The 25968-nt window shown below is 66.9% G+C and carries 23 protein-coding genes and 1 rRNA gene; 6 read left to right on the top strand and 18 right to left on the bottom strand.

What is annotated here, in order from left to right; all coding sequences use genetic code 11:
* From E9536_RS16985 to phnS, 8 genes are all read right to left on the bottom strand, one after another.
* A 16S ribosomal RNA gene (locus E9536_RS16985) occupies window positions 1-104 on the bottom strand; the annotation flags it as partial.
* A 507-nt stretch (window positions 105-611) separates the two neighbouring features.
* Window positions 612-1163, bottom strand: coding sequence for a phosphonate degradation HD-domain oxygenase (locus E9536_RS16975; protein WP_027790519.1), 552 nt, complete (start codon window positions 1161-1163; stop codon window positions 612-614).
* Between the two features lie 4 nt (window positions 1164-1167).
* Window positions 1168-2622, bottom strand: a complete 1455-nt coding sequence (phnY, locus tag E9536_RS16970) for a phosphonoacetaldehyde dehydrogenase (protein ID WP_136470217.1) — start codon at window positions 2620-2622, stop codon at window positions 1168-1170.
* Window positions 2619-3926 carry a phosphonoacetate hydrolase gene (gene phnA, locus E9536_RS16965; protein ID WP_136470216.1) on the bottom strand — a complete coding sequence of 436 codons (1308 nt, stop codon included), beginning with the start codon at window positions 3924-3926 and terminating at the stop codon, window positions 2619-2621. Before phnA ends, phnY begins: the two co-directional genes overlap by 4 nt.
* Window positions 3923-4783, bottom strand: coding sequence for a 2-aminoethylphosphonate ABC transport system, membrane component PhnV (phnV, locus tag E9536_RS16960; protein WP_060173941.1), 861 nt, complete (start codon window positions 4781-4783; stop codon window positions 3923-3925). Before phnV ends, phnA begins: the two co-directional genes overlap by 4 nt.
* Window positions 4773-5693, bottom strand: a complete 921-nt coding sequence (gene phnU, locus E9536_RS16955; protein WP_060173942.1) for a 2-aminoethylphosphonate ABC transporter permease subunit — start codon at window positions 5691-5693, stop codon at window positions 4773-4775. Before phnU ends, phnV begins: the two co-directional genes overlap by 11 nt.
* Window positions 5671-6774 (bottom strand): 2-aminoethylphosphonate ABC transport system ATP-binding subunit PhnT, encoded by a 1104-nt coding sequence (phnT, locus tag E9536_RS16950; protein WP_059695339.1) that lies wholly within the window; start codon window positions 6772-6774, stop codon window positions 5671-5673. The genes phnU and phnT overlap by 23 nt, the downstream gene beginning before the upstream one ends.
* Window positions 6775-6808: 34 nt before the next feature.
* Window positions 6809-7897, bottom strand: coding sequence for a 2-aminoethylphosphonate ABC transporter substrate-binding protein (gene phnS / locus E9536_RS16945; RefSeq protein ID WP_059695341.1), 1089 nt, complete (start codon window positions 7895-7897; stop codon window positions 6809-6811).
* Window positions 7898-8158: 261 nt separating this feature from the next.
* Between phnS and E9536_RS16940 the strand changes: the two genes are divergently transcribed.
* A complete protein-coding gene (locus tag E9536_RS16940; protein WP_136470215.1) occupies window positions 8159-9268 on the top strand; it encodes a 2-aminoethylphosphonate--pyruvate transaminase in 1110 nt (369 codons plus the stop codon).
* 88 nt (window positions 9269-9356) lie between these two features.
* Here the strand turns inward: E9536_RS16940 and E9536_RS16935 are convergent, their stop codons facing one another.
* The 3 genes from E9536_RS16935 to aroQ are packed head-to-tail and all read right to left on the bottom strand — an operon-like array spanning window position 9357 to window position 12046.
* The gene (locus E9536_RS16935; protein WP_060315421.1) at window positions 9357-10697 is read right to left on the bottom strand and encodes an MFS transporter; all 1341 of its coding nucleotides are present in this window, start codon (window positions 10695-10697) and stop codon (window positions 9357-9359) included.
* Window positions 10698-10739: 42 nt separating this feature from the next.
* Window positions 10740-11594, bottom strand: coding sequence for a shikimate dehydrogenase (locus E9536_RS16930; RefSeq protein ID WP_136470214.1), 855 nt, complete (start codon window positions 11592-11594; stop codon window positions 10740-10742).
* Window positions 11591-12046 (bottom strand): type II 3-dehydroquinate dehydratase, encoded by a 456-nt coding sequence (gene aroQ, locus E9536_RS16925; protein ID WP_059695347.1) that lies wholly within the window; start codon window positions 12044-12046, stop codon window positions 11591-11593. Before aroQ ends, E9536_RS16930 begins: the two co-directional genes overlap by 4 nt.
* A 257-nt stretch (window positions 12047-12303) precedes the next feature.
* Here aroQ and E9536_RS16920 point away from each other — a divergent pair, with 257 nt between their 5' ends.
* Together E9536_RS16920 and E9536_RS16915 are read left to right on the top strand one after the other, a co-directional pair.
* Window positions 12304-14196 carry a sugar phosphate isomerase/epimerase and 4-hydroxyphenylpyruvate domain-containing protein gene (locus E9536_RS16920; RefSeq protein WP_059695348.1) on the top strand — a complete coding sequence of 631 codons (1893 nt, stop codon included), beginning with the start codon at window positions 12304-12306 and terminating at the stop codon, window positions 14194-14196.
* Window positions 14197-14484: 288 nt separating this feature from the next.
* On the top strand, window positions 14485-14748 hold the full coding sequence (locus E9536_RS16915) for a hypothetical protein (RefSeq protein WP_021159311.1): 264 nt from the start codon (window positions 14485-14487) through the stop codon (window positions 14746-14748).
* Window positions 14749-14825: 77 nt separating this feature from the next.
* Here the strand turns inward: E9536_RS16915 and E9536_RS16910 are convergent, their stop codons facing one another.
* Complete coding sequence (locus tag E9536_RS16910; protein WP_021159310.1) at window positions 14826-15620, bottom strand: AraC family transcriptional regulator; 795 nt, start codon at window positions 15618-15620, stop codon at window positions 14826-14828.
* Between the two features lie 638 nt (window positions 15621-16258).
* Between E9536_RS16910 and E9536_RS16900 the strand changes: the two genes are divergently transcribed.
* Complete coding sequence (locus tag E9536_RS16900; protein WP_021159308.1) at window positions 16259-17395, top strand: branched-chain amino acid ABC transporter substrate-binding protein; 1137 nt, start codon at window positions 16259-16261, stop codon at window positions 17393-17395.
* Between the two features lie 324 nt (window positions 17396-17719).
* Window positions 17720-19039 carry an MFS transporter gene (locus E9536_RS16895; protein WP_027790506.1) on the top strand — a complete coding sequence of 440 codons (1320 nt, stop codon included), beginning with the start codon at window positions 17720-17722 and terminating at the stop codon, window positions 19037-19039.
* 99 nt (window positions 19040-19138) lie between these two features.
* Here the strand turns inward: E9536_RS16895 and E9536_RS16890 are convergent, their stop codons facing one another.
* From E9536_RS16890 to E9536_RS16870, 5 genes are all read right to left on the bottom strand, one after another.
* Window positions 19139-19576, bottom strand: coding sequence for a DoxX family protein (locus E9536_RS16890; RefSeq protein ID WP_021159306.1), 438 nt, complete (start codon window positions 19574-19576; stop codon window positions 19139-19141).
* A 192-nt stretch (window positions 19577-19768) separates the two neighbouring features.
* A complete protein-coding gene (locus E9536_RS16885; protein WP_021159305.1) occupies window positions 19769-20224 on the bottom strand; it encodes an RbsD/FucU family protein in 456 nt (151 codons plus the stop codon).
* A 79-nt stretch (window positions 20225-20303) separates the two neighbouring features.
* Window positions 20304-20705: a nuclear transport factor 2 family protein gene (locus E9536_RS16880; RefSeq protein WP_060083747.1), complete on the bottom strand. Its 402-nt coding sequence runs from the start codon at window positions 20703-20705 to the stop codon at window positions 20304-20306.
* A 138-nt stretch (window positions 20706-20843) separates the two neighbouring features.
* Window positions 20844-22370 (bottom strand): aminotransferase class IV, encoded by a 1527-nt coding sequence (locus E9536_RS16875; protein ID WP_136470212.1) that lies wholly within the window; start codon window positions 22368-22370, stop codon window positions 20844-20846.
* Complete coding sequence (locus tag E9536_RS16870; protein ID WP_136470211.1) at window positions 22367-23518, bottom strand: branched-chain amino acid ABC transporter substrate-binding protein; 1152 nt, start codon at window positions 23516-23518, stop codon at window positions 22367-22369. Before E9536_RS16870 ends, E9536_RS16875 begins: the two co-directional genes overlap by 4 nt.
* Before the next feature lie 126 nt (window positions 23519-23644).
* On the opposite strand from E9536_RS16870, the gene E9536_RS16865 reads away from it, so the two are divergent.
* Window positions 23645-24127, top strand: a complete 483-nt coding sequence (locus E9536_RS16865; RefSeq protein ID WP_027790502.1) for an Lrp/AsnC family transcriptional regulator — start codon at window positions 23645-23647, stop codon at window positions 24125-24127.
* Between the two features lie 66 nt (window positions 24128-24193).
* On the opposite strand, the gene garD is transcribed toward E9536_RS16865, so the two are convergent.
* Complete coding sequence (garD, locus tag E9536_RS16860; RefSeq protein ID WP_136470210.1) at window positions 24194-25741, bottom strand: galactarate dehydratase; 1548 nt, start codon at window positions 25739-25741, stop codon at window positions 24194-24196.
* Window positions 25742-25968: the final 227 nt, after the last annotated feature.

The raw sequence follows: 25968 nt of genomic DNA, 5'->3' as shown, positions 1-25968 counted from the left end.
TCGCCACTCGCCACCAGGTGCAAGCACCCGTGCTGCCGTTCGACTTGCATGTGTAAGGCATGCCGCCAGCGTTCAATCTGAGCCAGGATCAAACTCTTCAGTTTAAACCTGTTACTGTTTTCGGTTCGGTTAAGAACCGGTCGCTCACTCAAAGCTGACAGGAATATGAATCACTTCATAAACCTGACTTACTTTAGTGTGAGACTCTTGATACTTTTGCTATCTGATCCGAGGATCAGCTCGCTTCCATCAAGCGCCCACACTTATCGGCTGTTAATTTTTAAAGAGCAATCTGCGAGGAACTCCGTGTTTCTCAGCAGCGCTGCATTTTCAGCAGCAGAGAAGCGAGATTATGAACCGTGTTTCGCAGCTCGTCAACAACTTTTTACACTACATCGTTGCGACTGCGGGGCTCAACTTCCAAGCCAGCCGCGCGCCCGTCACTGCAGCACACCACCAGCTTCGCTTCCCTCTCCCGCGCTGCGTTTCCGTTAGCGCGAAAGAGGCGTGATTCTAAGCACCCTCTTCCAACTGCGCAAGGGGTTTCTCAAAAAATATAAGACCCCGAACGCTGTCGCGTGCGGGGTCTTATATAGAAGCAACTCAACCGGTCAGCCTGTGCGCACCTGGCGCGCGACGATCGCCATATAGTGATCGAGATCAGGCGTCACCTTGCCCTCTTCCTTTGCCGTATCGTCCCAGCGGCGCAGACGCAGCGCATCCTCCGCGAACGGACGCAGCAGGAACGCCGCCGTCTCCTCTTCACTGAAGATGCCGCCCTGCAGCGCGAGACTGCGCACCGAGTCCGGCGACAGACTCTCGAAGTAGCCGGCGTCCGTGCGGCACAGGCAGCGCTTTGCGTCGACGTGCAGCCGGATCGGCTCCAGCACCGCGTCGGAAAACAGCGGACGCAGGAACGGCAGCACGTAATACTGGTGCAGATCGTCGATCCCGCGCGCACTCGGCGTCTCGCCCTGACGATTCAGCAAATGCCCGAGATCGTGCAGGAACGCCGCCGCGACCAGCGCTTCATCAGCCCCCGCCTCTTCCGCCAGCAATCCGCTCTGCAATGCATGCTCGAGCTGCGTGACCGGTTCACCGCTATAGGCCACATGGCCATGCTCGCGATACAGCCCGTGGATATCTTCCACCGTCAATGCCATTCATTCACTCCCAAGGCAGCGAAAACGTCTTCAGGTTCGTGAAGCTCTTCATCGCCTCCTGAACGCCTTCCTTGTATCCGAGCCCCGAGTCCTTGATCCCGCCGAACGGCGACAGCTCGATCCTGTATCCGGGCACTTCCCATACATTCACCGTGCCGACGTTCAGCTCGTTCACGAACCGCACCACCGCCGCCGTGCTGTCCGTACAGACACCCGACGACAGCCCGAACGCCGTCCCGTTGCTGATCCGGATCGCGTCGTCGATCGTGTCGAACGCAATCACCGGCGATACCGGGCCGAAGGTCTCCTCGCGCACGATCGTCATCGACGGATCGACGTTGTCGAGCACGGTCGGCGCATACAGCGCGCCGCGCCGCACGTTGCCCGTCAACAGCCGCGCGCCCTGCGCGACCGCCTCCCCGACCCGCGCCTCGAACAGCCGCGCCGCTTCCTCGTCGATCACCGTGCCCATTTCGTTCGCGGGATCGAACGGATCGCCGTACTTCCATGCGCGCGTCTTCTCGACGAGCAATTCGGTGAAGACGGGCGCGATCGAGCGCTGCACCAGCAGCCGCTTGACGGCCGTGCAACGCTGGCCCGAATTCCGGTACGACCCGAGCACCGCCAGCGACGCCGCGCGTTCGAGATCGGCATCGTCGAGGACGATCAACGGATCGTTGCCGCCCAGTTCCAGCACGATGCGGCGGTAGCCGGCCCGCGCCGCAATCGCCTTGCCGATCGCCACGCCGCCCGTGAAGGTGATCAGCGACGCATGCGGGTGCGTGACGAGCTCGTCCGCGATCTCGCGCGGATCGCCGGTCAGCACCTGCAGCATCGGCTCCGGAAGACCGGCTTCAACCAGCAGGTCGGCCAGATAGAGCGCCGACAGCGGCACCTTCTCCGACGGCTTCACGATCACGCGGTTGTTGGTCGCGATCGCCGGCGCGATCTTGTGCGCCACCTGGTTCATCGGATGATTGAACGGCGTGATCGCGACGATCACGCCGTCGAGCGGCTGCCGCTGCGAAAACACGCGGCGCGCCTTGCCATGGGGCGTCAGGTCGCACGAGAAACTCTGCGCGTCGTCGCGCAGCGCCTCGACCGCCGCGAACTTCAACACGTCGGCCACGCGGCCGACCTCGTAGCGGGAGTCCTGTTTCGACAGCCCCGACTCGAGCGTGATCAGGTCGGACGCTTCCTCGGTACGCTCGCGCAGCAGCGCAGCCGCGCGTTCGAGGATCTCCGAACGCTCGTAACGCGTGAGCGTCGGCCGGTACGCCATCGCGTAGTCGAATGCCGCGCGCACATCGTCGACGCTCGCGAGCGGCACCGTACCGACGCGCGTGCCCGTGTAAGGGTCCATGACATCGAGCGTGCGTTCGCGCGTCGCGCGCGTGCCGCACCAGCGCAGTGCCTCCGCGCGAAACGCCGGGTGATCGTGTCGGGGGTGAGCCATCATGTCGCGACCCGGTTCAGCACGAAATCGAACACGTCGAAATTGCGCGGGCTACGCGCAGGATCGACCGGCTCGATACGGCGATTGAACAGCAGCGGTACTTCCTGCTCCGACACGCCGCCATGCGAACGCAGCGGCACCGTGAGGCCCGACAGATCGTGTTCGCGCTCGCGCGTGCCGAGTGTCATGTCGCGGCGGCCGATCACGACGAGATCGCCGATCCGGTCGGCCGGCAGCTCGAAACGTGCCGCGGCTTCCGCGTTGTCGAGCACGAGCTCGACGCCGTCGAGGCCGCCGACGCGCCACATCGCCTCGGCCCGGTCGACGCCCGGCGCCAGATAAACAGTGGCAAACGAGCCGAGCGCGCCGTGGTGCACAACGTACGGATCCGTAATCGGCAGGATCACGCGCGCAGCCTGCGCGCCGTACCACCCGTCGAAGGCATCCTGCAGATAGATGACGTTCGGCCGGCCCGTCGCAGGATCGTGCTTCGCGTTCATCCCGTGGTCGGCCGTCAGCCCGATCGCCCAGCCGAGCGCGTCGAGCTGCGCGAGATAACCGTCCATCATCGCGTAGAACGCGTTCGCGCCGGCACTGCCCGGCGCGCACTTGTGCTGCACGTAATCGGTGGTCGACAGGTACATCAGGTCGACCTGGCGCGTCTGCGCAAGCCGCACGCCGGCCGCGAACACGAATTCGGACAGCGCCGCGCTGTAGACGTCCGGCGACGGCAGGCCCACCCAGTCGAGCACGTCGACGATCCCGTTTTCGGCGAGATTCGCCTGCGCGGCCTTCTCGGCCGAAAAGCAGATGCCGTTCATCTGCCAGCCGAGCAGCCGGCGCAGCTTGTCCTTCGCCGTCACGACGGCCACCCGCGCACCGGCGTCGGACGCCGCCGCGAGCAGCGTGCCGGCCCGCAGATAGGCCGGGTCGTTCATCATGACTTCGGCGCCACGCCCGCCGTCGGCGGCCGGGTCCCAGAAATAGTTGCCGCAGATTCCGTGGACCGACGGCGGCACGCCGCAGACGATCGACAGGTTGTTCGGGTTGGTGAAGGTCGGCACGACGCAATCGGCGCGCCAGGCCGTGCCTTCCGCGATCATCCGGCCGATGAACGGCGCGACACCCGCTTCCACCGCCCGTTCGAGATAGTCGTACTCGCAGCCGTCGACGCAGACGACGACGGTCGGCTCGACCGGCAGCCGGTAGTGCCGGCCGTTGACGTCGACCGAGCGACCCGCAAGCTCCGTCGAGATGCCGGCCGCCGACGCGTCGCCAGGTTGGCGCAATGCAAACGCGGCGTTCATGATGCCGCCCGCTTGCCGCGCGGCACGCGCGCGGCGATCAGCAGCAGCGCCGCGAGCGACGCGCCCAGCATCAGCAGCGACAGCGCCGACGCCGGAAGGTAATACCCCCGCTCCACCTGGCCGATCACGACGATCGGCACGGTCGCGAAGCCGGGCGGATAAACCGTCAGCGTCGCACCGAGCTCGCCGAGCGACAGCGCGAAGCCGAGTGCGAGGCTCGCGCGCAGCGCCGGCACCAGCTGCGGCAGCAGCACGCGGCGCAGCACCATCGCGGGCGGCGCGCCGAGGCTCGCCGCCGCTTCGCGCAGCACGGTCAGCTCCGGACGCAGCGCCGCGGCCGCGCAGCGATAGCAGAACGGCAAGATCAGCGCGAGCTGCACGAGCACGACGATCGCCGCCGAGCTCGACAGGTCGACCGGCTTCTGGTGATACGCGATCAGCACCGCGAGCCCGAGCACGACGCTCGGCACGCCGTTCGGCACCATCACGAGGGCATCGACCACCGCGCCGAGGCCGCGCCGGTCGCGCCCTTCGAGCGCGAGCGCGAGCCACAGCCCGAGGACCGTGCCGACCGCCGACACGCCGAAGCCGATTTCGAGGCTCGTCAGCAGCGCGTCGTATTCCGGCGACCCGAGCCGCTCGAACCAGCGCAGGCTGTAACCGGCCGGCAAGATCGTGCCCGACCACTGCGTCGACACGCTCGACAGCGCGACGACGATGACCGGCAACACGAACAACCAGAAGCACGCGAACGCGGCCAGCGCGAGCGCCGCGCGCGACGCATGCTTGAGCACCGTGTCGCCCCAGCCGATCTGGCGGCGCGGCACGGCTTGCCCGATACGGAATTCAGCGGACATCGTTCCCTCCCGTCGCGCGCCGGTTCACCCGGCGATAAACCGCATACAGCGCCAGCGACAACGCGAGCATCACCACCGCGCCGGCCGACGCGGTCGGCAGGTCGAGGTCGACGGTCGCGCTGCTGTAGATCGCGACCGGCAGCGTGACGAGCCGCGCGCTGCCGAGCACGAGCAGAATCCCGAATTCGTTCAGCGTCAGCAGGAAGCACAGCACGGTGCCGGCGGCGATGCCCGGCCACGCGATCGGCAGCACGACGCGGCGGGCGAGCATCCAGCCGGAAGCGCCGAGGCTGCGCGCGGCTTCGATCAACCGCAAATCGAGCGTCGCGAACGATGCGAGCGTCGGCCGCACGACGAACGGCGTATAGAACACGGTCTGCGCGAGAATCACGCCGCCGATGCCGAACAGGAAATCGAGCGGCGCATTTTCGAGATGAAACAGGTGCTGCAGCGCGATGCTGATCGAGCCTTGCGAGCCGTACAGGAAGATCAGCGTGAACGCGACGAGGAACGACGGAAACGCGACGTACAGCTCCAGGAAGCGCGTGACGAGCGACGCGCCCGGAAACGGCTTGAAGAACAGCAGCGCGGCCAGCAGCACACCGAGTACCGACGCGGTGCCGGCGCTCGCGAACAGCACGCCGAGCGTGGTCAGCAGCACGTTGCGGGTGTCGGGGTTGCCGAAGAACGTCCGGTACGCGGCGAAACCCAGCCCGTGGTCGCCCGACACGCTCAGCAGCACGAGCCGCACCAGCGGGTAGACGACGAGCGGACCCAGCACGACGATCGCGAGCGCGGCCAGGTGCAGGTCGCCCATGCGCTTGCGGCGCCGCGCGGCGGCGGCGTGCGCGGCGGCCGACGCGAGCACGTGCGGCGGCAGGCCGGCTTCAGGGCTCGATAAGGACGACATCGTCTGCCTCGCAATGCAGGGAAACGCGCGCACCGCGCTCGGGAGCCGCACCGCGGCCGCGTTGCATCGTGACGCGCACGGGCTCGTCGGGCGCCGCATCGATCGTGACCGCGATCGACAGGTCCGCGCCCTGCCATTCGACGGACGACACCGTGCCGTGCAGCCCGCCCGCGGCGGGCGGCATCACGGTCAGGCGCTCGGGGCGCACGCACGCCACCTTGCCACGCACTTCATGGCGCGGATCGCCGAGCGGGAAGATCACGTGCGGCGGCAGCAGGTTCGCCGGGCCGAGATAACGCGCGACGTAGCCGTCCTGCGGCGCGTCGTACAGCTGCTGCGGCGTGCCGAGCTGCGCGATGTGGCCGTCGCGCATCAGCAGCGCGCGGTCGGACAGCACGAGCGCGTCGTCGCGGTCGTGGGTCACGCAGACGACGGTCAGGTTCGGCAGGCGCTCGTGCAGCGCCTTCAGTTCGCTGCGCACCGATGCGCGCAGGTTGGCGTCGAGCGCCGACAGCGGCTCGTCGAGCAGCAGCACGTCCGGCTCGATCACGAGCGCGCGCGCCAGCGCGACGCGCTGCTGCATTCCGCCCGACAACTGCGCGGGCAGGTGATGGCCCGCATCGCCGAGCTGCACGAGCTTCAGCGCATCGGCAACACGGCGCGTCACTTCCGACGACGCCATGCCGCGCGCGCGCAGCCCGAAGGCGACGTTCTCGAACACCGACAGGTGCGGGAACAGCGCGTAATTCTGGAACAGCAGACCGAGATTGCGCTTGTGCGGCGGCGCGTAGGTCAGGTCGCGTCCGGCGACGGTCAGCGTGCCGGTCAGGCCGTCGGCCTTCACGAACCCGGCGATGAAGCGCAGCAGCGTGGTCTTGCCGCAGCCGCTCTTGCCGAGCACGGTCAGAAATTCACCAGCACCGATCGACAGCGACAGATCTTCCAGCACCGTGCGTGCGCCGTAGCGCACGCTCAGGTGTTCGATCTGCACGCCGCCCGGCGCGCCGGACCGCAGCGTTGCTCGCGGTTCGGCGGCGCCGAATGCGCCGGGATGGGTCAGGGTGGTTTCCACCGGGTTCATCCTCTTGCTCACGAATACAGGCGGCGGGCGCCGATCACTTCGGCTTGACGACGTCGAGCTGCTTGCCCGAGCTGCCGATCACGTCCTTCTTCCAGCGCTCGATCCACACCGGCTTCTTCGCCATCACCTGGGTCCAGTCGACCGGGATCAGCTTCACGCCCGCGATCGCCTTCTTGACCGCTTCGCCGTTCTTGCCGGCCAGCGGCACGTCCGTGCGGCCCGGGATGCCGTACATGTCCGGCACCTTCGACTGCACTTCCGTCGACATCAGGTAGTCGATCAGCTTCTTGCCGGCGTCCTGGTTCGGGCCGCTCTTGATCAGGCCGATGCCGTACGGAAGCTGGAACGTGGTCGGCTGGTCGCCGTCCTTCGCGGCCAGGAAGATCGGCTTGACGGACAGCGCGCCGTGTTCGGCATCGTCGAGGTCCATCTGCAGGTCGCCGTTCGCGACGCTGATCTCGTTACGCGACAGCAGCACGTTCAGGTAGCCCGTGCCCTTCGTGTGGAACTTCACGCTCTGCGACAGCTTCGCGAGGTAGTCGAACGCCTTGTCCTCGCCCATCAGCGACGTCGTCAGGATCAGCACGGCCATCCCGTCGCCGGCCGTGGCCGGGTTCGAGTACGCGACCTTGCCGGCATAGGCCGGCGACAGCAGGTCGGCGAACGTCTTCGGCTGGCTCTTCACGACGTCCGGGTTGATCGCGAACGAGAAGTAGTTGTTCACGAACGTCGCCCACGTGCCGTCTTCCGCCTTCGCGATCGTCGGCACGTTCTTGTAGTTCACGCTCTGGTACGCCTGCAGCAGGCCCATCTGGCCGGCTTGCTGAATGAAAGGCGGCAGCGTGACGATCACGTCGGCCTTCGGGGAATTCTTCTCGATGTTCGCGCGGTTGACGACTTCGCCGCTGCCCGCCGTCACGATGTTGACCTTGACGCCTTCCTTCTTCTCGAACGCCGGCAGCACATCGCGATAGAGGTTCTCGAGACCGTCCGCCGTGTACAGCACGACCGCGCTCGCCGCATGCACGGGCAACGCGGCGCCCATCAGACCGGCGACGGCGGCGGCCAGTGCAAGCTTGCGGAACGCGCCGGCAGCGGCGCGCGAGGAATTCTGCAGTGTCATCTCACTTCTCCGTAGGCGGAACACCAAATGGCCGGGGCACGATCCGGCTCTCCTGTTATCTCCGGGCAAGGCCGATCAACGGCCTGCCTCGCCGCCGCGCCGAGGTCAGGTTTCTCGCGGCAAGCGAAGGATCACAGCGTTCGATGACAAACCCGTGACGAATGCCACAATTTCCAAAAAATGACACATTTTGCCAATATCATGCAAGTCCATTCAGAAATGCCGCCCGGCGTTTCTTTCCGACCTTTGCAAGGAAAAACCATGTCCGATCCGATTCTTCTTACGCCCGGCCCGCTCACCACGTCCGCCACAACCCGCCACGCAATGCAACATGACTGGGGCTCGTGGGATGCCGCGTTCAATCAACTGACGGCCAGCGTCTGCGCAGACCTCGTCGCCATTGCGCATGACGGCGACGAGTACGTGTGCGTACCGATGCAGGGCAGCGGCACGTTCTCGGTCGAAGCCGCGCTCGGTACGCTGGTGCCGCGCGACGGCGTCGTGCTGGTGCCCGACAACGGCGCGTATTGCGCGCGCATCCTGAAGATCCTCGGCCGGCTCGGTATCGAAGCGATCGCTTTGCCGTTCGGCGAGGATGCGGCCGTCGATCCGGCCGCGATCGAAGCCGCGTTCGCGCGCGAGCCGCGCATCACGCACGTCGCGCAGGTGCATCTGGAAACGAGCGCCGGCATCCTGAACCCGCTCGACGACATCGCCGCCGTGTGCCGACGCCACGGCAAGCGGCTGATCGTCGACGCGATGAGCTCGTTCGGCGCGCTGCCGATCGCACTGGCGGGCAGCGGCATCGATGCGCTGATCTCGGCAAGCGGCAAATGTCTCGAAGGCGTGCCGGGGATGGGGTTCGCGATCGTGCGGCGCGATGCGCTCGAGGCCGGCGAAGGCAATTCGCCGTCGCTGGCGCTCGATCTCCACGATCAGTACGCATACCTGCGCAAGACGGGCCAGTGGCGCTTCACGCCGCCGACGCACGTGATCGCCGCGCTGCGCGCCGCACTCGACCAGTATCTCGCCGAAGGCGGCCAGCCGGCGCGCGGTGCGCGCTACGTGGACAACTGCCGGGCGCTGGTCGAATCGATGCGCGCGCTCGGCTTCACGCCGTTCCTCGATGCGAACGTGCAGGCGCCGGTGATCGTCACGTTCCACGCGCCCGACCACCCGGCCTACGATTTCCGCCGCTTCTACGACGCCGTGCGCGATGCCGGCTTCATCCTGTACCCGGGCAAGCTCACGCAGCTCGAGACATTCCGCGTCGGCTGCATCGGTGCGATCGACGCCAACGATATCCGGCGCGCCGTCGCGGCGATCGCGCAGGCGGTCGAATCGCTCGGTATCACGGTGCAGCACGCATAAGGGTGCACGCAGCGCGTCGCGCCAACAAAAAAGCCCGGCGGCCTACCGGCCGCCGGGCGAACGCACAGGATGCGCGTGGAGGCGATGCTTACAGTTCGATCCGCTTGATGTCGCCGACGACGAAGATGTAAGACAGCGCACCGATCAGCGCGATCACGCCGATGAACACAAGCGCGCCGACGAACGAGCCGGTCGACGCGACGATGAAGCCGACGACGAGCGGCGTGATGATGCCGGCGAGGTTCGCCGCGAAGTTGAAGATGCCGCCGGTCACGCCGAGCAGGCCGTCCGGCGCGATGTCGGACACGAGCGTCCAGCCGAGCGCAGCCATCCCCTGCGCGAAGAATGCGACCGACATGATCGCGATCACGGCTTCGTTGCTCTGCACGTAGTTTGCGAGAATGATCGTCGACGCGAGCAGCAGGCCCGCGATGATCGGCAGCTTGCGCGCGAGGTTCGCGGACTTGCCGCGGCGCAGCAGCCAGTCGGAGAAGATCCCGCCGAACATCACGCCGACCGACGCGGCGATGAACGGCATCACCGCGAAGAAGCCGATCTTCAGCCAGCCCATGTGGCGCTCGGTGGCGAGGTAGGTCGGGAACCAGGTCAGGAAGAACACCAGCGTCGAGTTGCCGGCGAACTGGCCGAGACAGATGCCCGCGAGCTGGCGCTTCTTCAGCAGCTTGCCGGCCATCGCCCAGCTGAACTTCTTCTGCGCGCCCTTGGCGCCTTTGTCGCCGTCCTTGCGTGCACTGTGCACGAGACCGCCGCCCGCCTCGATATACGCAAGCTCCTCCGAGTTGGCGCCCGGATGGTTGCGCGGCTCATGATAGAACTTCCACCAGACCAGGCCGAACGCGATGCCGATCGCGCCGACGACCCAGAACAGCGAGCGCCAGCCGAACGCGCCCATCAGCGCGAACAGCACCGGGCTGAAGAACGCGAGGCCGATGTACTCGCCGACCGTATACGTACCGGTCGCCATCGCGCGCTCGTTCTGCGGGAACCACGTCGCGACGACCCGGCTGTTGGTCGGGAAGCACGGCGCCTCCGTCACGCCGAGCCCGAGCCGGCATGCGAGCAGCGTCGCGATGCCCGGCACGAAGCCCTGCAGGAACGTGCACAGCGACCACAGCGTCATCGACCAGTAATAGGTGATCTTGCTGCCGAAGCGGTCGAGGAACAGGCCGCCGGGCACCTGCATCGCGACGTACGTCCACGAAAACGCGGAGAACATGATGCCCATCACGGCCGCATTGATGCCGAGCTCCTTGGTGAGCTGCGGTGCAGCCACCCCCAGCACGGTGCGGTCGAGATAGTTGATCATCGTGCCGATCGCGAGCAGCGCGAGAATCTTGTAGCGCGCCGAGGTGCGCCGGACCGTGCCGGCCGCCGCGGGCGCGGCGTTCGAGTGGGTGGTGTGCTGCATGATTGTCTCCTGATCTCTTTTTTCAGCTAGTCGGTAGAAGGGTCAGCGTGCGACCAGCGACTGAAAGTGTTCGAACATCCGTTCGTCGTCCGGCGCTCGTCCGGTGAAGATCTCGAACGCATCGACGGCCTGGTACACGGCCATCCCGCCTCCCGGCAGCGTCGCGCAGCCGGCCGCGCGCGCGGCGCGGACCAGTTCGGTTTCGAGCGGGAAATACACGATGTCGGCCACCCACATGCCCGCGTGGAGCAGCTCGGCCGGCAGCGGCAGGCCCGGATGCTTGGCCATGCCTGTCGGCGTCGCGTGGATCAGGCCCGTCGCGGCGCGCATCGCGTCCGCGAGATCGCCGCCCTGTACAACCCGTGCCGCGGGGAAGCGTTGCTGCAGTTCAGCCACGAGGGCGGCGGCGCGCGTGCCGTCGACATCGAAAATCGTCAGTTCGGCCGCGCCCATCTGCAGCGCGGCGTGCGCCACGGCCGCGCCCGCGCCGCCCGCGCCGAGCTGGACGACGCGTTCGAGCGACGCGTCGGGCAACCCGCGGCGGAACGATTTCGCGAAGCCCGACCAGTCGGTGTTGTGGCCGATCCGCTTGCCGTCCTTGAACAACACGGTGTTCACCGCGCCGAGCGCACGCGCATCGTCCGACAGCGCGTCGAGGTGCTCGATCACGCGCTGCTTGCACGGGTGCGTGATGTTCAGGCCGTTGTAGCCCATCCGCTGTGCGGCATCGAGCAGTTGCGGCAGTGCGTCGACGGTCACGCCGAGCACGTCGAGGTCGATCCGCCGGTAGACATAGCCGAACCCCTGGCGGAAACCTTCTTCCTCGTGCATCGCAGGCGACAGCGAACCGCCGATGCCCTGGCCGATCAGGCCGATCAGAAACGACGGGCGGCTCATCGTGCGGCTCCCTGCGCGAACAGCGTCGCCAGACGCTGCAGCGCGAACACGTAGCCTTCGGTGCCGCAGCCGCAGATCACGGCTTCGGCAATCGCCGACACATAGGAATGGTGACGGAACGCCTCGCGACGATGCACGTTCGAGATATGAACTTCGATCACCGGTTTCGCGATCGCGGAAAGCGCGTCGGCCAGCGCCACCGACGTATGCGTATAGGCAGCCGGGTTGATCACGATGCCGTGCGTGTCGTGACGCGCGGCGTGCAGCCAGTCGATCAACTGATGCTCGGCGTTCGACTGGCGGAAGTCGATTTCCAGCCCGAGCGCTTCAGCGGCCGTTCGGCAGCGCTGCTCGACGTCGGCGAGCGTTTCCGCGCCGTAGATATGGGGCTCGCGCGTCCCCAGCAGATTCAGGTTCGGGCCGTTCAGCACCAGCACCTTGGGCTTGCTCATGGTGTTTCTGCTCCTAAAACGGGGGCGCATCGCTAGCCGACGTTGCCCCCTGACGTCAAGATTTGGCGCTAGTGTGCGCTTGCGAAAGCGCAATGTCTTTTCGGGTTTTCGCTAATTTGTACCACCTAGTTAGTTTGTACAATACGCAGCACTAACCCAGTAAATTCGGGATATGGCGTTCGTCGTTAATTCAACGACTGGTTCATTCAGGGTCGATTCGATCGGCGCCGTGCCCCGCTCATCCGCAGGATTCGCCCATGCAGCGCTCGATCGCCACCGTGTCACTGTCCGGCACGCTCGCCGGGAAGCTCGCCGCCATCAAGGCCGCCGGCTTCGACGGCGTCGAAATCTTCGAAAACGACCTCGTCTACTTCGACGGATCGCCGGCCGACGTCCGGCGCATGGCCGCCGATCTCGGCCTCGACATCGTGCTGTTCCAGCCGTTTCGTGACTTCGAGGGCGTGAGCGCAGCCCAGCTCGCCCGCAACCTCGATCGCATCAAGCGCAAGTTCGACGTCATGCATGCGCTCGGCACCGACCGCATCCTGGTGTGCAGCAACGTGTCGGCCGACACGAGCGCCGACGACGGGCTGCTCGTCGACCAGCTCGGCGCGCTCGCGGAAGCCGCGCGGCAAGCCGGCGTGGTCGCCGCGTACGAAGCGCTCGCGTGGGGCCGAGTCGTGAAGCGGTACGGCCATGCGTGGAAACTCGTGAATGCCGTGAACAGCCCGCACCTCGGCCTCGCGCTCGACAGCTTCCATACGCTGTCGCTCGACGATTCTCCGGACGCGATCGCCGACATCCCCGGCGACCGGATCGCGTTCGTGCAGATCGCCGATGCGCCGAAGCTCGCGATGGACGTACTCGAATGGAGCCGCCACTTCCGCTCGTTCCCGGGCCAGGGTGACTTCGACCTCGCGCGCTTCACCGCGCGCGTGATCGAATCGGGCTACACGGGGCCGCTGTCGCTCGAGATCTTCAACGACGGCTTCCGCGCGGCGCCGACCGCGATCACGGCCGCCGACGGCCATCGCTCGCTGCTCTACCTGGAAGAACTGACACGCGAGCAGCTCGCGCGGGACGGCCGCGCGCCGGCCGCCAGCCAGCCGCTGTTCGCGCCGCCGGCGCCGCCCGCGCACGTCGGGTTCCAGTTCATCGAATTCGCGGTCGACGCACAGGCCGCGGCAACCGTCGGCGAATGGCTCGGCCGGATGCGCTTCCGGCTCGCGGGCCGGCATCGGTCGAAGGACGTGACGCTGTTCCAGCACGGCGCCGCGTCGATCGTGCTGAACGCGGAACGCGACTCGTTCGCCGATGCGTTCTTCCAGCAGCACGGGCTGTCGCTGTGCGCTTCGGCATTCCGCGTCGACGACGCGAAAGTGGCGTTCGAGCGTGCGGCCGGTTTCGGCTATGCGCCGTTCTCCGGCCGCGTCGGGCCGAACGAACGCGTGCTGCCGAGCGTGCAGGCGCCGGACGGCAGCCTCGAGTATTTCGTCGACGAAGCGCCGAACGCGCCGACGCTGTATGAATCGGACTTCGTGCTGACCGACATCGACGGCCCGAGCGAGGTCGGCCCGCTGACGGGTATCGATCACGTGTGCCTGGCACTGCCGGCCGACGCACTCGATACGTGGATCCTGTTCTTCAAGACGGCATTCGGCTTCGAGGCCGAGCGCAGCTGGCTCGTGCCCGACCCGTACGGGCTGATGCGCAGCCGCGCCGTGCGCAGCGCCGACGGTTCGGTGCGGATCGCGCTGAACGCGTCGGTCGACCGGCACACGGCGGTCGCCGAATCGCTCGACCGCTACCACGGCACGGGGCTGAACCACGTCGCGTTCCGCACGGACGACATCGTGAAGACGATCGCCGCGTTCGCGGCCGACGGCATTCCGTTCCTGCGCATTCCGCCGAACTACTACGACGATCTCGCCGCACGCTACGCGCTGCCGGACGAGTTGATCGACACGCTGAGCACGCATCACCTGCTGTACGACCGCGACGAGCACGGCGGCGAATTCCTGCACGCGTATACAGAACTGGTCGACAACCGCTTCTCGCTCGAGATCGTCGAGCGGCGCGGCGGATACGACGGCTACGGGGCGGCAAACGCAGCCGTGCGCCTGGCCGCGCAGGCGCAGCACAGGAAATAAGAGAAAGAGACGAACCTGGATTTCGGGGCCGAATCACATTCGCGGCCCCGCGGTCGATTCAAAGGGCCGCATCCCGCGCGCACCATCGCGGTGAATCGCGCGGCAGCGCACCCGCCCACGCGGCTTGCCGCGATCGGGCCGGGAACCGCGCCCGTCTCACGTTACATCCGGTAACCCGTACCGCAGCGCAGCATCCGGTCCTCGGCCGCGGTTTTAAGAATCGCTTAAGTCTTCGACGGCACCATCCGCAACCAGTACCCGATAGTTATCTCGAAAAGGAGGAAAGCGATGAGCGCCGTAGAAGCACCCGCGGGCCGCCCGGCCGCGCCCCCTGCAAAGAAGACGATGCTGCGCCGCCTGCTCAGTCATCATGAAATCGCGACGCTGCTCGTGCTGCTGCACGCACCGATCGGCGCGAACGCCAAACCCGAACTGCCTGCGCTGCAGGAAGCCGGCCTCGTCGAGATGGTCAAGCTCGACGCCGATACGGCCCCCAGCTTCCGGCTGACCGAAAACGGCACCGCCGTCCTGAAAGGGCTCGGCTACCGCTGAGCCGCGGTTTTCACCGCTTCACCGTTTCCCCGTATAGCCCGATCCCTGCGACTCGCCGACCCGTTCGACGTGTCGCGTCACCCCGCCCGCTCCTGCAGCATCAACCGGTATTCCGTCGGCGTCACGCCGACCGTCGCCTTGAACTGGCGCGTGAACGCGCTGTGATCCGTATAGCCGCATAGCGCCGCGACGTCGGTCACCTTGTCGTGCGTGACGAGCAGCGCGGTGGCCGCATCCAGCCGCGTCTTCAGCAGCACCTGGCGCGGCGTCAGGTGGAACACCTTGTGGAAGTAGCGCTCGAGCTGAGCGACCGACATCCCGGCCATCTGCGCGAGCTGCTTCAGGTTCAGCGGCTGTACGTAGTGATCCTGGATGTGCTGGACCACGTCGGCGAGCCGGCTGTACGCCGGGTGCGATCCCTCGTGCGCCTTCAGGTCGCGCGAGATGCCCGCGAGGCCGACCACCCTGCCTGCGGCATCGCGCAGCGGCTCCTTGCAGGTCAGGCACCAGCCCGGCTGGCGGCCCGGATACAGGTGCAGCTCAAGCTGGTCCATCAGTTGCTGGCCAGCGTTGATCGTCGCCATGTCCTGCTCGAAATAGCTGCGGCCGAAGCGGCGCGGAAACACTTCGTCGGCCGTCTTGCCGAGCAGGTCACGCTTGTCCTTGTAGCCGCAGCGCATCGCCAGCGTGCGGTTGACGAGCGCGTAGCGGCCGTTCGCGTCCTTCACGAAGAACGCGACGTCCGGCAGCGCATCGAACACCGGTTCGAGCAGGCGGAAGTGCGCGAGCATCGCGCCGAGATCGGCGTTGTCGGGCTGGTGGCGCAACGTATCGGACAGGCTCATGGGCGGTACGGCTGGCAAGGTCGTCATCCCGGCAACCGCAATGCGAGTGGCAGATGGCGTCGATTATAGAAGCGCCCCTCCGATCGCGTCGCGCCGATCGCAAGGGCGGGCAAGCTGGCGGCAGCCGTCACGTCGCGCCGTCGGCCGACCGGCTTCGACACGCAACATATGTTGCGTGTACAACCACTGCGCCGCGCATGCAGCGGCCGGCCGCAAATCCGCATGCGACGATGCCGACCTGCCGTGAGCGCACAGGCTCACCGGCGCACCGGCACGGCGTGCTCGAACTCGCCAGCATAAAAATGCAACCGTACAGCGTCTTGGCGCGTTTGCGCATTCGGCATGACGATTTCGGCATATATCAGGGTTATCGACGATATGCCGATATCGTCGCCGGTCGCGCACCGAACGCGCAAGACGCACGCATTTTCGCTGTCTAGACTTCGCTTCACGGTCACGAGACGACCTTCCGCCGCGGCAGCGACCGGCGTGCAGGGCCTGCGGCATCGGCCACCACACGCGCCGATTCCGGCACAGCCCGGGCAGCACGCGGCACGCACGCACGGCCCTCGCATCGGCCTGCCGACCGAACCGTCTCGCCCGGTTTACCGGTGCCGGCCCGCCAGCCGGCGGCGGCCCAACCACGCCATCAAGGGGAAGTGAAAGTGAAGCTGAAGGTATCGCACGTCGCGCTGGCCGCTGCCTGCGCACTGTCGGGCGCGCACGCCATTGCCGCCGACGTCGTCAAGATCGGTTTCGCCGCACCGCTGACCGGCCCGCAGTCGAACTACGGCACGGACATGCAGAAGGGCGTGCAGCTCGCGATCGCCGATTTCAACGCGACGCGTCCGACGATCGGCGGCAAGCCCGTCACGTTCCAGCTCGATTCGCAGGACGACCAGGCCGACCCGCGCACGGGCACGACCGTCGCTCAGCGGCTGATCGACGACAACGTCCGCGGGATCATCGGGCACTTCAACTCGGGCACGAGCATTCCCGCGTCCGACCTGTACGATCGCGCGGGGCTGCCGCAGATCTCGATGGCCACGTCGCCGCAATACACCGCACGCGGCTACAAGACGACCTACCGGCTGCTGACGAGCGATGCTCAAGCGGGCCGCATCGTCGGCACGTACGCGGTGAAGACGCTGCGCTTCAAGCGCATCGCGATCATCGACGACCGCACGGCCTACGGCCAGGGCATCGCCGACGAATTCGCGAAAGCCGTCGAGGCGGCGGGCGGCACGATCATCAAGCGCGACTTCACGAACGACAAGGCGCTCGATTTCTCCGCGATCCTGACCAACCTCAAGGGGATGAACCCGGACGCGATCTTCTACGGCGGCGGCGACGCGCAATCGTCGCCGATGATCCGCAAGATGCGCCAGCTCGGGATGAAGTCGGCGTTCGTGACGGGCGAGATGTCGCGCTCGCCGACGTTCCTGAAGGTCGGCGGCGACGCGGCCGAAGGCGCGATCGTCTACATGGGCGGGCTGCCGAAGGAGAAGATGCCGGGCTTCGCCGGCTACGCGGCACGCTACAAGGCGCGCTTCAACGAAGACGTGATCACCTACTCGCCGTACTCGTACGACGGCACGATCGCGCTGCTCACCGCGATGAAGGACGCGAACTCGACCGACCCGAAGGTGTACACGCCGTATCTCGGCAAGGTGTCGGTCAAGGGCGTGTCGGCCCCGAGCATCGCGTACGACGCGAAAGGCGACCTGAAGGATGCGCCGGTGACGATCTACAAGGTCGAGCGCGGCACGTTCAAGCCGGTCGATACGATCGCCGGCAACTGATACGCAACCCGGCCCCGCGCGGCGCGTCGGCGGCTCACCGGCCGCCCGCGCCGCGCGCGCTTTTGCCCCGGCCCCGCCCGCACGCTCCGAAGCCTTCCCCGTCGCCCACCCGCGCACGCATTTCGCGCTCCTGTAGAATCCTCCCACCCGCTTTGACGCTTCGTCCCTGCCGTGCCCCATCCCGGTGCGGCGGCGAGTGTTGCGCGCCTCACCCGGCACACGACACGCTTCGACGATGCAAGCCGCGCCTTGTCAGTCCATGCCGATAGCGGGCCCTGGAGACGCAGCACCGACAACAACATTCGAAAACCGATCGTCCTGACCATGCAAGCTTCCGAATTGAGCGGCGTGCCTCGCGCCGCCGAACGCGCGCTCACGCGCAGCGACTACAAGACCCTTGGCCTTGCCGCACTCGGCGGCGCCCTCGAGTTCTACGACTTCATCATCTTCGTGTTCTTCGCGCCGGCGATTGGGCAACTGTTCTTCCCGCACGACATTCCCGACTGGCTGCGCCAGTTGCAGACGTTCGGCATCTTCGCGGCCGGCTATCTCGCGCGTCCGCTCGGCGGCGTGATCATGGCGCACTTCGGCGACCTGTTCGGCCGCAAGCGGATGTTCACGCTGAGCGTGCTGATGATGTCCGTGCCGACGCTGCTGATGGGCCTGCTGCCGACCTACGACACGATCGGCATCCTCGCGCCGGTGTTGCTGCTGCTGTTCCGCGTGCTGCAAGGCGCGGCGGTCGGCGGCGAGGTGCCGGGCGCGTGGGTGTTCGTGTCCGAGCACGTGCCGTCGCGTCATATCGGCTATGCATGCGGCACGCTGACCGCAGGCCTGACGGCCGGCATCCTGCTCGGCTCGCTCGTCGCCGCCGGCATCAACAGCCGTTACTCGACCGCCGAAGTCGCCGCGTTCGCATGGCGCATCCCGTTCCTGCTCGGCGGCGTGTTCGGCCTGTTCTCCGTGTACCTGCGCCGCTGGCTGCATGAAACGCCGGTGTTCGCCGAAATGAAGGCGAAGAAGGCGCTCGCGGCCGAGATTCCGCTGAAGGCCGTGCTGCGCGACCACGGCCGCGCGGTGATCGTGTCGATGCTGCTCACGTGGATGCTGTCGGCCGCGATCGTCGTCGTGATCCTGATGACGCCCGCGCTGCTGCAGAAGCAGTTCCACCTGACGCCCGCGACGACGCTGTTCGCGAACAGCGTCGCAACGCTGTGCCTGACCGCCGGCTGCATCACCGCGGGTTCGCTCGCGGGCTGGATCGGCGCGAAGCGCGTGCTCGGCATCGGCGGCATCGGGCTGGCCGCGTGCTACTACCTGCTGTTCGTGCAGGTCGCGGCCGATGCGTCGACGCTGCCGCTCTACTACGGGATCGCGGGCTTCATGGTCGGCACGATCGGCGCGGTGCCGTTCGTGATGGTCAAGAGCTTCCCGGCCGTCGTGCGCTTCTCGGGCATCTCGTTCTCGTACAACGTCGCGTATGCGATCTTCGGCGGCCTCACGCCGGTGATCGTGTCGCTGATGATGAAATCGAATCCGCTCGCGCCGGTCGTGTACGTCGCGGCGATCTGCGTGCTCGGCGCGATCGCCGTGCAGTTCTCGAAGGATGCGAAGGACGTGAAGGATGTGAAGGGCACGCACTGAACGTCGGCGCCCGCTTGATGAACGAAGGGCCGAATCCCGCGGCGTGCGGGATTCGGCCCTTTTGCCTTGCCTCGGCCTGGCGGCGCGAGTCGGCCCGGTTCAACGCAGCACGCCGTACGACGAACTCGGCCGGCGCAGCGCGTCGATACTCGCGCCGCCGGCGCCGGTGACGAACAGCAGCAGGAACCCGCCGGCGATCGCGACGTTCTTCCAGAAGTGAATCACCATGTCGTGCTGGACGGCGGCGCTCGTCGCGTCCCAGAAATTGTGCCCGACCATCGCGGTCGCGATCGTGTACACCGCCATCAGCAGCGCGAGCGGCCGCACCTTGTAGCCGACGATCAGCAGCAGGCCGCCGAGCCCCTCGATCGCGACGACGATCGGCGCGACGACCTGTTGATAGGGCACGTTCATTCCGTGCAGATACGCGATGAAATCGCTGTAGCCGAGCAGCTTCATGATGCCGCCCCACAAGAACAACGCCGCCAGCGCCAGGCGTGCGAAAAAAATGACGCCGGAATCGACGGTACGCGTCATGCCTCTCTCCTCGTATGCAATTCGGCCGCTTGCCCCGGGCGCGCCCGGGCGGTTCGACGCCGCGCGGCCCGGGAGGGGGCGCGGCAAATGGGCCAGCATAGAGGGTCTTTTCGCCGTGTCCAAGAAAAAGGTTGTAGCAAATCTTTACACTGCGGCGGCCGCGCCGGCGGCTCGACGCACTGAAAAACGCGTTTAGCCCGCGTCGCTCAACAACACGCCTTTCTTGAAGATGAAGCAGCCATAGCCGCGCAGTTCGCCGGTGACGATCACCGCGTAGGCCTGCTGCGCACGCTCGTAGAACGCGAAACGGTCGATGCCCGCGAGCGGCACCGCGCGCCCTTCCGCGCGGTCGATCTCGGCCTGCACCTCGCGCTGCACGGGCGGCACCGCGGCTGCGTCGCCGACGACTTCCATCCGCCATGCGGGTGTGTCGACGAACGTGTCGAGCGGCAGCACGGACAGCACCGCGCGCACGACGCGCGCCGAATCGGCGCCGTCGATGCGCAACGCGCGGCCGACCACCGTGTGCTCCGCGACGGATTCCGCCGGGAAATTGGCGTCGCAGATCGCGATTTCGTCACCGTGCCCCATCGCACGCAGCGTGTGCAGGATGTCGGCGTGCAGCAGCGGGTCGAGATTCTTCAGCATGTCGGCTAGTCTCCGGGATCAGGAACGAATCGCATAACGTTACCCGATCCCGGTGGCCGTTGCGCATGCATCGCTCGCGTCACGGCGCCGCGGCCGGCATCTCGTCGATGAAACCGGTGACCGTCGCGAGGCGGCCCGACGCGTCGACCGTGCCGAAGTCCGAACCCTTCACGATCGCCGCGCCGTCGGGCGACACGAGCGCCCACGAGAACCGCAGGTGCTGGCCGAACGCGTCGACGTCGGTCGTGCGGCGAAAGCGGAACGCGGGGAAACGCGCCTGCACGGCCGCGATCATCGCGTCGATGCCCGCGTGGCCGTCGCCGGCCATCAACGGATCGCGATAGGCCGCGTCGCTCGCGTAGGTCGCATCGATCAGCGCGCGGCGGCGCGCGACGTCGGGTTCGTTCCAGGCGTCGAAGTAGCGGTCGATCAGGTCGGCGTGAATGGACGAGGCGGACGAAGCGGATTGAGCGGTGTTCATGGCGAGGCTCCTTGTGTCGATGAGGGGACGAGGTCGCGAACGTTGCGTGTTTCGTATTCGCGTGCCGTCATCGTCGCCGGCCTCGCGCGGGCGGTCGATTACGTACGAGGTAAGGAAATCGCGCCCGCGCCGCCGCGATCAGCCGGCCGCGTAGTTGGCCGCGTAGTTGGCCGCGTAGTTGGCCGCGTAGTCGACCGCCAGGCTCCACGCCGGATCCTCGTGCTTCGCCCAGTACGCGTCGAACAGCCGGCGCATCATCGGGCCCGGCCGGCCGTCGCCGATCGGTGCGCCGTTCAGCCGCGTGACGGGCATGATCCCGCCGGCCGTCGACGTGATGAACACCTCGTCGGCTTCGCGCAGTTGCGCATCGTCGACGCGGCCGGCCTGCGCGTCGATGCCCATCGACGCCGCCAGCTCGAACACGGTCTGCCGCGTGATGCCGTGCAGCACGCCGCGCTCGGGCGTCCGAAGCCGGCCGTCGCGCACGATGAAGACGTTGAACCCGGGCCCTTCGGCGATGCTGCCGTCCGTGCACTTCAGCACGACCGACTCCGCACCCGCGTCATACCCCTTCAGCAGCCCGGCGACGAGGTCGAGCCAGTGGTAGTTCTTGATCTGCGGATCGACCGATTCGGGCGGAATCCGCCGCACGTCGTCGACCAGATGCAGGTGCAGGCCCTCGCGCAACTGCCGCTCGTTCGCGACCGAGCCGTACGGCACCGCGAACGCGATGAACTGGTTCACCGCGTCGCGCGGGTCGCGGCTGAAGGTGGGCGATACGCCGCGCGTGCACAGCATTTCGACGTACGCGTTGCGCAGGCCCGAGCGGCGCACACATTCGACGAGGATGTCGCGCAACGCGTCGTCGCCCAACGGCACGTCCAGCCGCAGCCTCGCCAGCGAGCGCCTGAACCGCGCGATGTGCCGGTCGAGGCGGAAGAAGCGGCCGTTCCACACGTGCACGGTGTCGTACGTGACGTCGGAATGCAGGAAACCCCAGTCGAGCACCGACACGCGCGCGTCGGCGATCGGAATGAAGCGGCCATTCATGTACGCGGCGCCCGGCGGATACGCGGATGCTTCGGCGGACTGAATGCGCTCCGGCGCCGAACGTTTCACGTTGGGCGCGTGCGGCGCGTAGTCGACCTGCGCGACAAACGACGCGCGATCGGCGTCGAACACGCTGCGATGCACGACCGCATTCGGCCCCGCCGCGCGATCGAACGACAGCTTGCCGTCGAGATGGTCGATCTCGTGCTGCATCAGCTCCGACACATCGGGCGACAGCGCGTCGCGCCGATGCAGCTCGCCGTCGAGCGTCGTGTAGTGCACGCTCACCGACGCGTGGCGCTCGACACGCACGAACAGGTCGGGAAAGCACATGCAGTCGTCCCACAGCGTCATCCGCGCGTCGCTGCGCCACACGATTTCGGGGTTCACGATCACGTCGGGCCAGCCGTCCAGCGCGAGCGCGATCATCCGTTGCCCGACGCCGATCTGCGGCGCGGCGACCGCGCGGCCGAAACCGTGTTCGTCGCGAAACGCGCGCAGCGCGGCGCGCAGTGCGCCGGCGGCTTCGCGTACGGCGGGATCGGTAACGTCGCCGACCGGCCGCGCGACGTCGCGCAGCGATGCGGTGCCCACCGGAAGAATCCGCGTATTCATTTCACTACCTCCGACAAAGTCACCTTGTTGCCTCCCTTGAACGTCGAAATCGTTGCCGCCGGATTGCGCAGCTCGCCGTTCGCGTCGAACGCGATCCGGCCGGTCACGCCCTGGAAGTCGACGCGATGCAGCGCGTCGACGATCTTTGCCGGATCAGTGGACTGCGCGAGCATCACCGCGTGGTAGACGGCCATCATCGCGTCGTAGGCGTACGGTGCGTAGAGCTGCACGGGGGCGCCGTACTTCCGCGTGAAGCGCGCCGCGAACGCGGGGCCGCCCGGCATCTTCGCGAGGCTTCGGCCGCCGTCCGCGCACACGAGGTTGCCGTCGAGCGCATCGCCGGCCAGGTTCAGGATCTCGTGCGTGCACAGACCGTCGCCGCCCAGCAGCGGCACGGCAATCCGCAGCTTCTTCATCTGCCTGAGCATCGGCCCGCCCTGCGTGTCCATGCCGCCGAAGAAGATCGCGTCGGGCGCACGGCCCTTGATCAGCGTCAGCGGCGCGCCGAAGTCGAACGCCTTGTCGGTCGTGTATTCGCGTGCGACCACGGCGGCGCCCGTGTTCCCGAGCCCGCCGGCGAACACGTCCGCGATGCCCTGCCCGTAGGCCGTGCGATCGTCGACGACACCGATGCGGCGCGCGTGCAACTGCTCGACCGCATAGCGCGCGACTGCCTGCCCGAGAAAGTCGTCGTTCGCGAGCATCCGGAACGTGGTGCGATAGCCGAGACGCGTGAACGCCGGATTGGTGGCCGACGGCGTCAGCTCCGCGATGTTCGCCGTCGCGTAGAGCCGCGCGACGGCGATCGACGTCCCCGAATTCTGGTGGCCGATCACGGCGCTGACGTGCGTATCGACGAAGCGCTGCGCGACCGTCGTCGCGACCTTCGGGTCGGCCTGGTCGTCCTGCGCGTCGAGTACGAACGTGACCGGATGCCCGGCGACGCCTGGATGCGCCGCGTTGATTTCGTCGATCGCGAGCCGAATGCCGCGCGCGCTGTCCTCGCCGAAATGCGCCTGCGCACCCGTGAGCGCGCCGGCAAAACCCACGACGACCGTATCCGCGCCGAACGCGGGAACGGCCGGTACAAGCGACACAAGTGGCACCAGCAGCACGAGCGGCACCAGCAGCAGATGTCGGAAACGCATGATGTTTTCCTCGCAGCTTCATCGTTGACGGGTGCTACGATTATCGGCAGCCGTCGCGAAATCCGATAAACATCGGGCGGCATCATTCGCGAGTTTGTTTCGTTTTTTCTCTCCGAAGGAAATCCGATGAATCCCGCCGCCACACCGCTCGACGATTTCGACCTGCGGATCCTCGCCCGCCTCCAGCACGACAACCAGATCACCAACCAGGCGCTCGCCGCCGAGATCGGCCTGAGCCCGCCCGCATGCCTGCGCCGCGTGAAGCGGCTGCGCGACGAGCGCTATATCCAGCAGGACGTTTCCGTCGTCGATCCGACCAAGGTCGGCCTCCCGTTGACGATGCTCGTCCTCGTGCAGGTCGAGCGCGAACGGGTCGACCTGCTCGACGAATTCAAGCGGTTCCTGAAGTCGCTGCCGGAAGTCATGCAGTGTTATGTGGTGACGGGGCGCGCCGATTTCGTGCTGATGATCGCGATGCGCGACATCGACCACTACGAGGAGTTTTCCACGCGCGTATTCCGGCAGCACCACAACATTCGTCACTTCGAAACGATGGTCGTGATGTCGCGCGTCAAGGTCGGGCTGTCGCTGCCGATCGACATCGCATAACGATCGCCGCAATGAAAACGGGCGCCGTCGGGCGCCCGCATCGTCCGGCGGCATCGGCCTCGCGCGTCAGGTCACCGGCGCCGGATTGAACAGCGTCAGCGCATTCGCGAGCTTCCACTGCTCGGCCCACGTGCGGCGCTTGCCGCTCGCGACGTCGAGCATCAGCCGGAACAGTTCCCAGCCGGTGTCCTCGATCGTCGCCGCGCCGGTCGCGATCCGCCCCGCGTCGAGATCCATCAGGTCGTGCCAGCGGCGCGCGAGATCGCTGCGCGTCGCGACCTTGATCACCGGCACCTGTGCGAGTCCGTACGGCGTGCCGCGGCCGGTCGTGAAAACGTGCAGGTTCATCCCGGCCGCGAGCTGCAGCGTGCCGCAGATGAAGTCGCTCGCGGGCGTCGCCGCATAAAGCAGCCCCTTCTGCTTCGCGCGATCGCCGGGACGCACGACACCGGCGATCGGCGCGCTGCCCGACTTCACGATCGAGCCCATCGCCTTCTCGACGATGTTCGAGAGGCCGCCCTTCTTGTTGCCGGGCGTCGTGTTCGCGCTGCGGTCGACGCGGCCGCGCTGCAGGTAACGGTCGTACCAGTCCATCTCGCGAATGATCTCGCGCGCAACGTCCTCGTTCGCCGCACGCGACGTGAGCTGCGCGACACCGTCACGCACTTCCGTCACCTCGGAGAACATGATCGTCGCGCCCGCGCGCACCAGCAGGTCGGCCGCGAAGCCGACGGCCGGATTCGCGGTGAGCCCCGAGAACGCGTCGCTGCCGCCGCACTGCACGCCGACGACGAGATCCGACGCGGGGCACGTCTCGCGGCGGCGGCGGTTCAGCCGCTCGAGATGCGATTCGGCCATCTTCATGATCGAGTCGATCATCGAGTTGAAGCCGACGTGCGCGGCGTCCTGCAGGCACACGACACCGCCGTTGTCGCCGTCGGCCGCCACCGGAATCGCGCCGGGCGGCAGCAGGCGCTCGGGCTGAAGCTTCTCGCAGCCGAGGCTCACGGTCATCACCTCGCCGCCGAAGTTCGGATTCAGGCTGATGTTGCGCAGCGTGCGGATCGGGATGTCGGCGTCGGGCGCGTCGATCGCGACGCCGCAGCCGTACGTGTGCTCGAGCCCGACCACGTCGTCGACGTTCGGGTAGCGCGGCAGCAGCTCGGCCTTGATCCGCCGCACCGCATGCTCGACGACGCCCGACACGCACTGCACGGTCGTCGTGATCGCGAGGATGTTGCGCGTGCCGACCGAGCCGTCGGCATTGCGGAAGCCCTCGAACGTATAGCCTTCGAGCGGCGGCAGCGGCGGCGCGGCACGCGTCGCGAGCGGCAGGTTGTCCAGCCCCGGCGGCTCGGGCATGCGCATCGTGCGCTCGTTGACCCAGCTGCCGCGTCGCAGCTCGGCCAGCGCATAACCGATCACCACGTTGTAGCGGACGATCGGGTCGCCGGCCGCGAGATCGACCAGCGCGACCTTGTGCCCCTGCGGCACGCCTTCGCGCAGCGTCAGCCCGTCGGCGAACGTCGCGCCCTCGGGCAGGCCGCCGTCGTTGACGACGATCGCGACGTTGTCGTCCGGATGCACACGGATGTAGAGCGGGGAAGCAGTCATCGGAAATCCTGGAGGCTGTCGGCCATATCGTTAGTCATCATACGACATTCAACTCTGGCCGGCGATGCTGCGTAAACCCTTATCCGGAAAGACCCTATCATTTACCCGCCAGCAAACCGCTTGCGTGGTCCTTTCCCTCGTTGTACGATGACATACAACGACATCGCCAATTTGGCTCGTATGCCGTTCCCGACGAACCAGCACTCGCGCTAGACGGACGACCCAAC

This window comes from Burkholderia sp. LS-044 (genome assembly GCF_004803625.1).
GTDB lineage: Bacteria > Pseudomonadota > Gammaproteobacteria > Burkholderiales > Burkholderiaceae > Burkholderia > Burkholderia cepacia.
The sequence above is the reverse complement of the archived record's forward strand: the minus strand, read 5'-3'. Positions and strand labels throughout refer to the sequence as shown.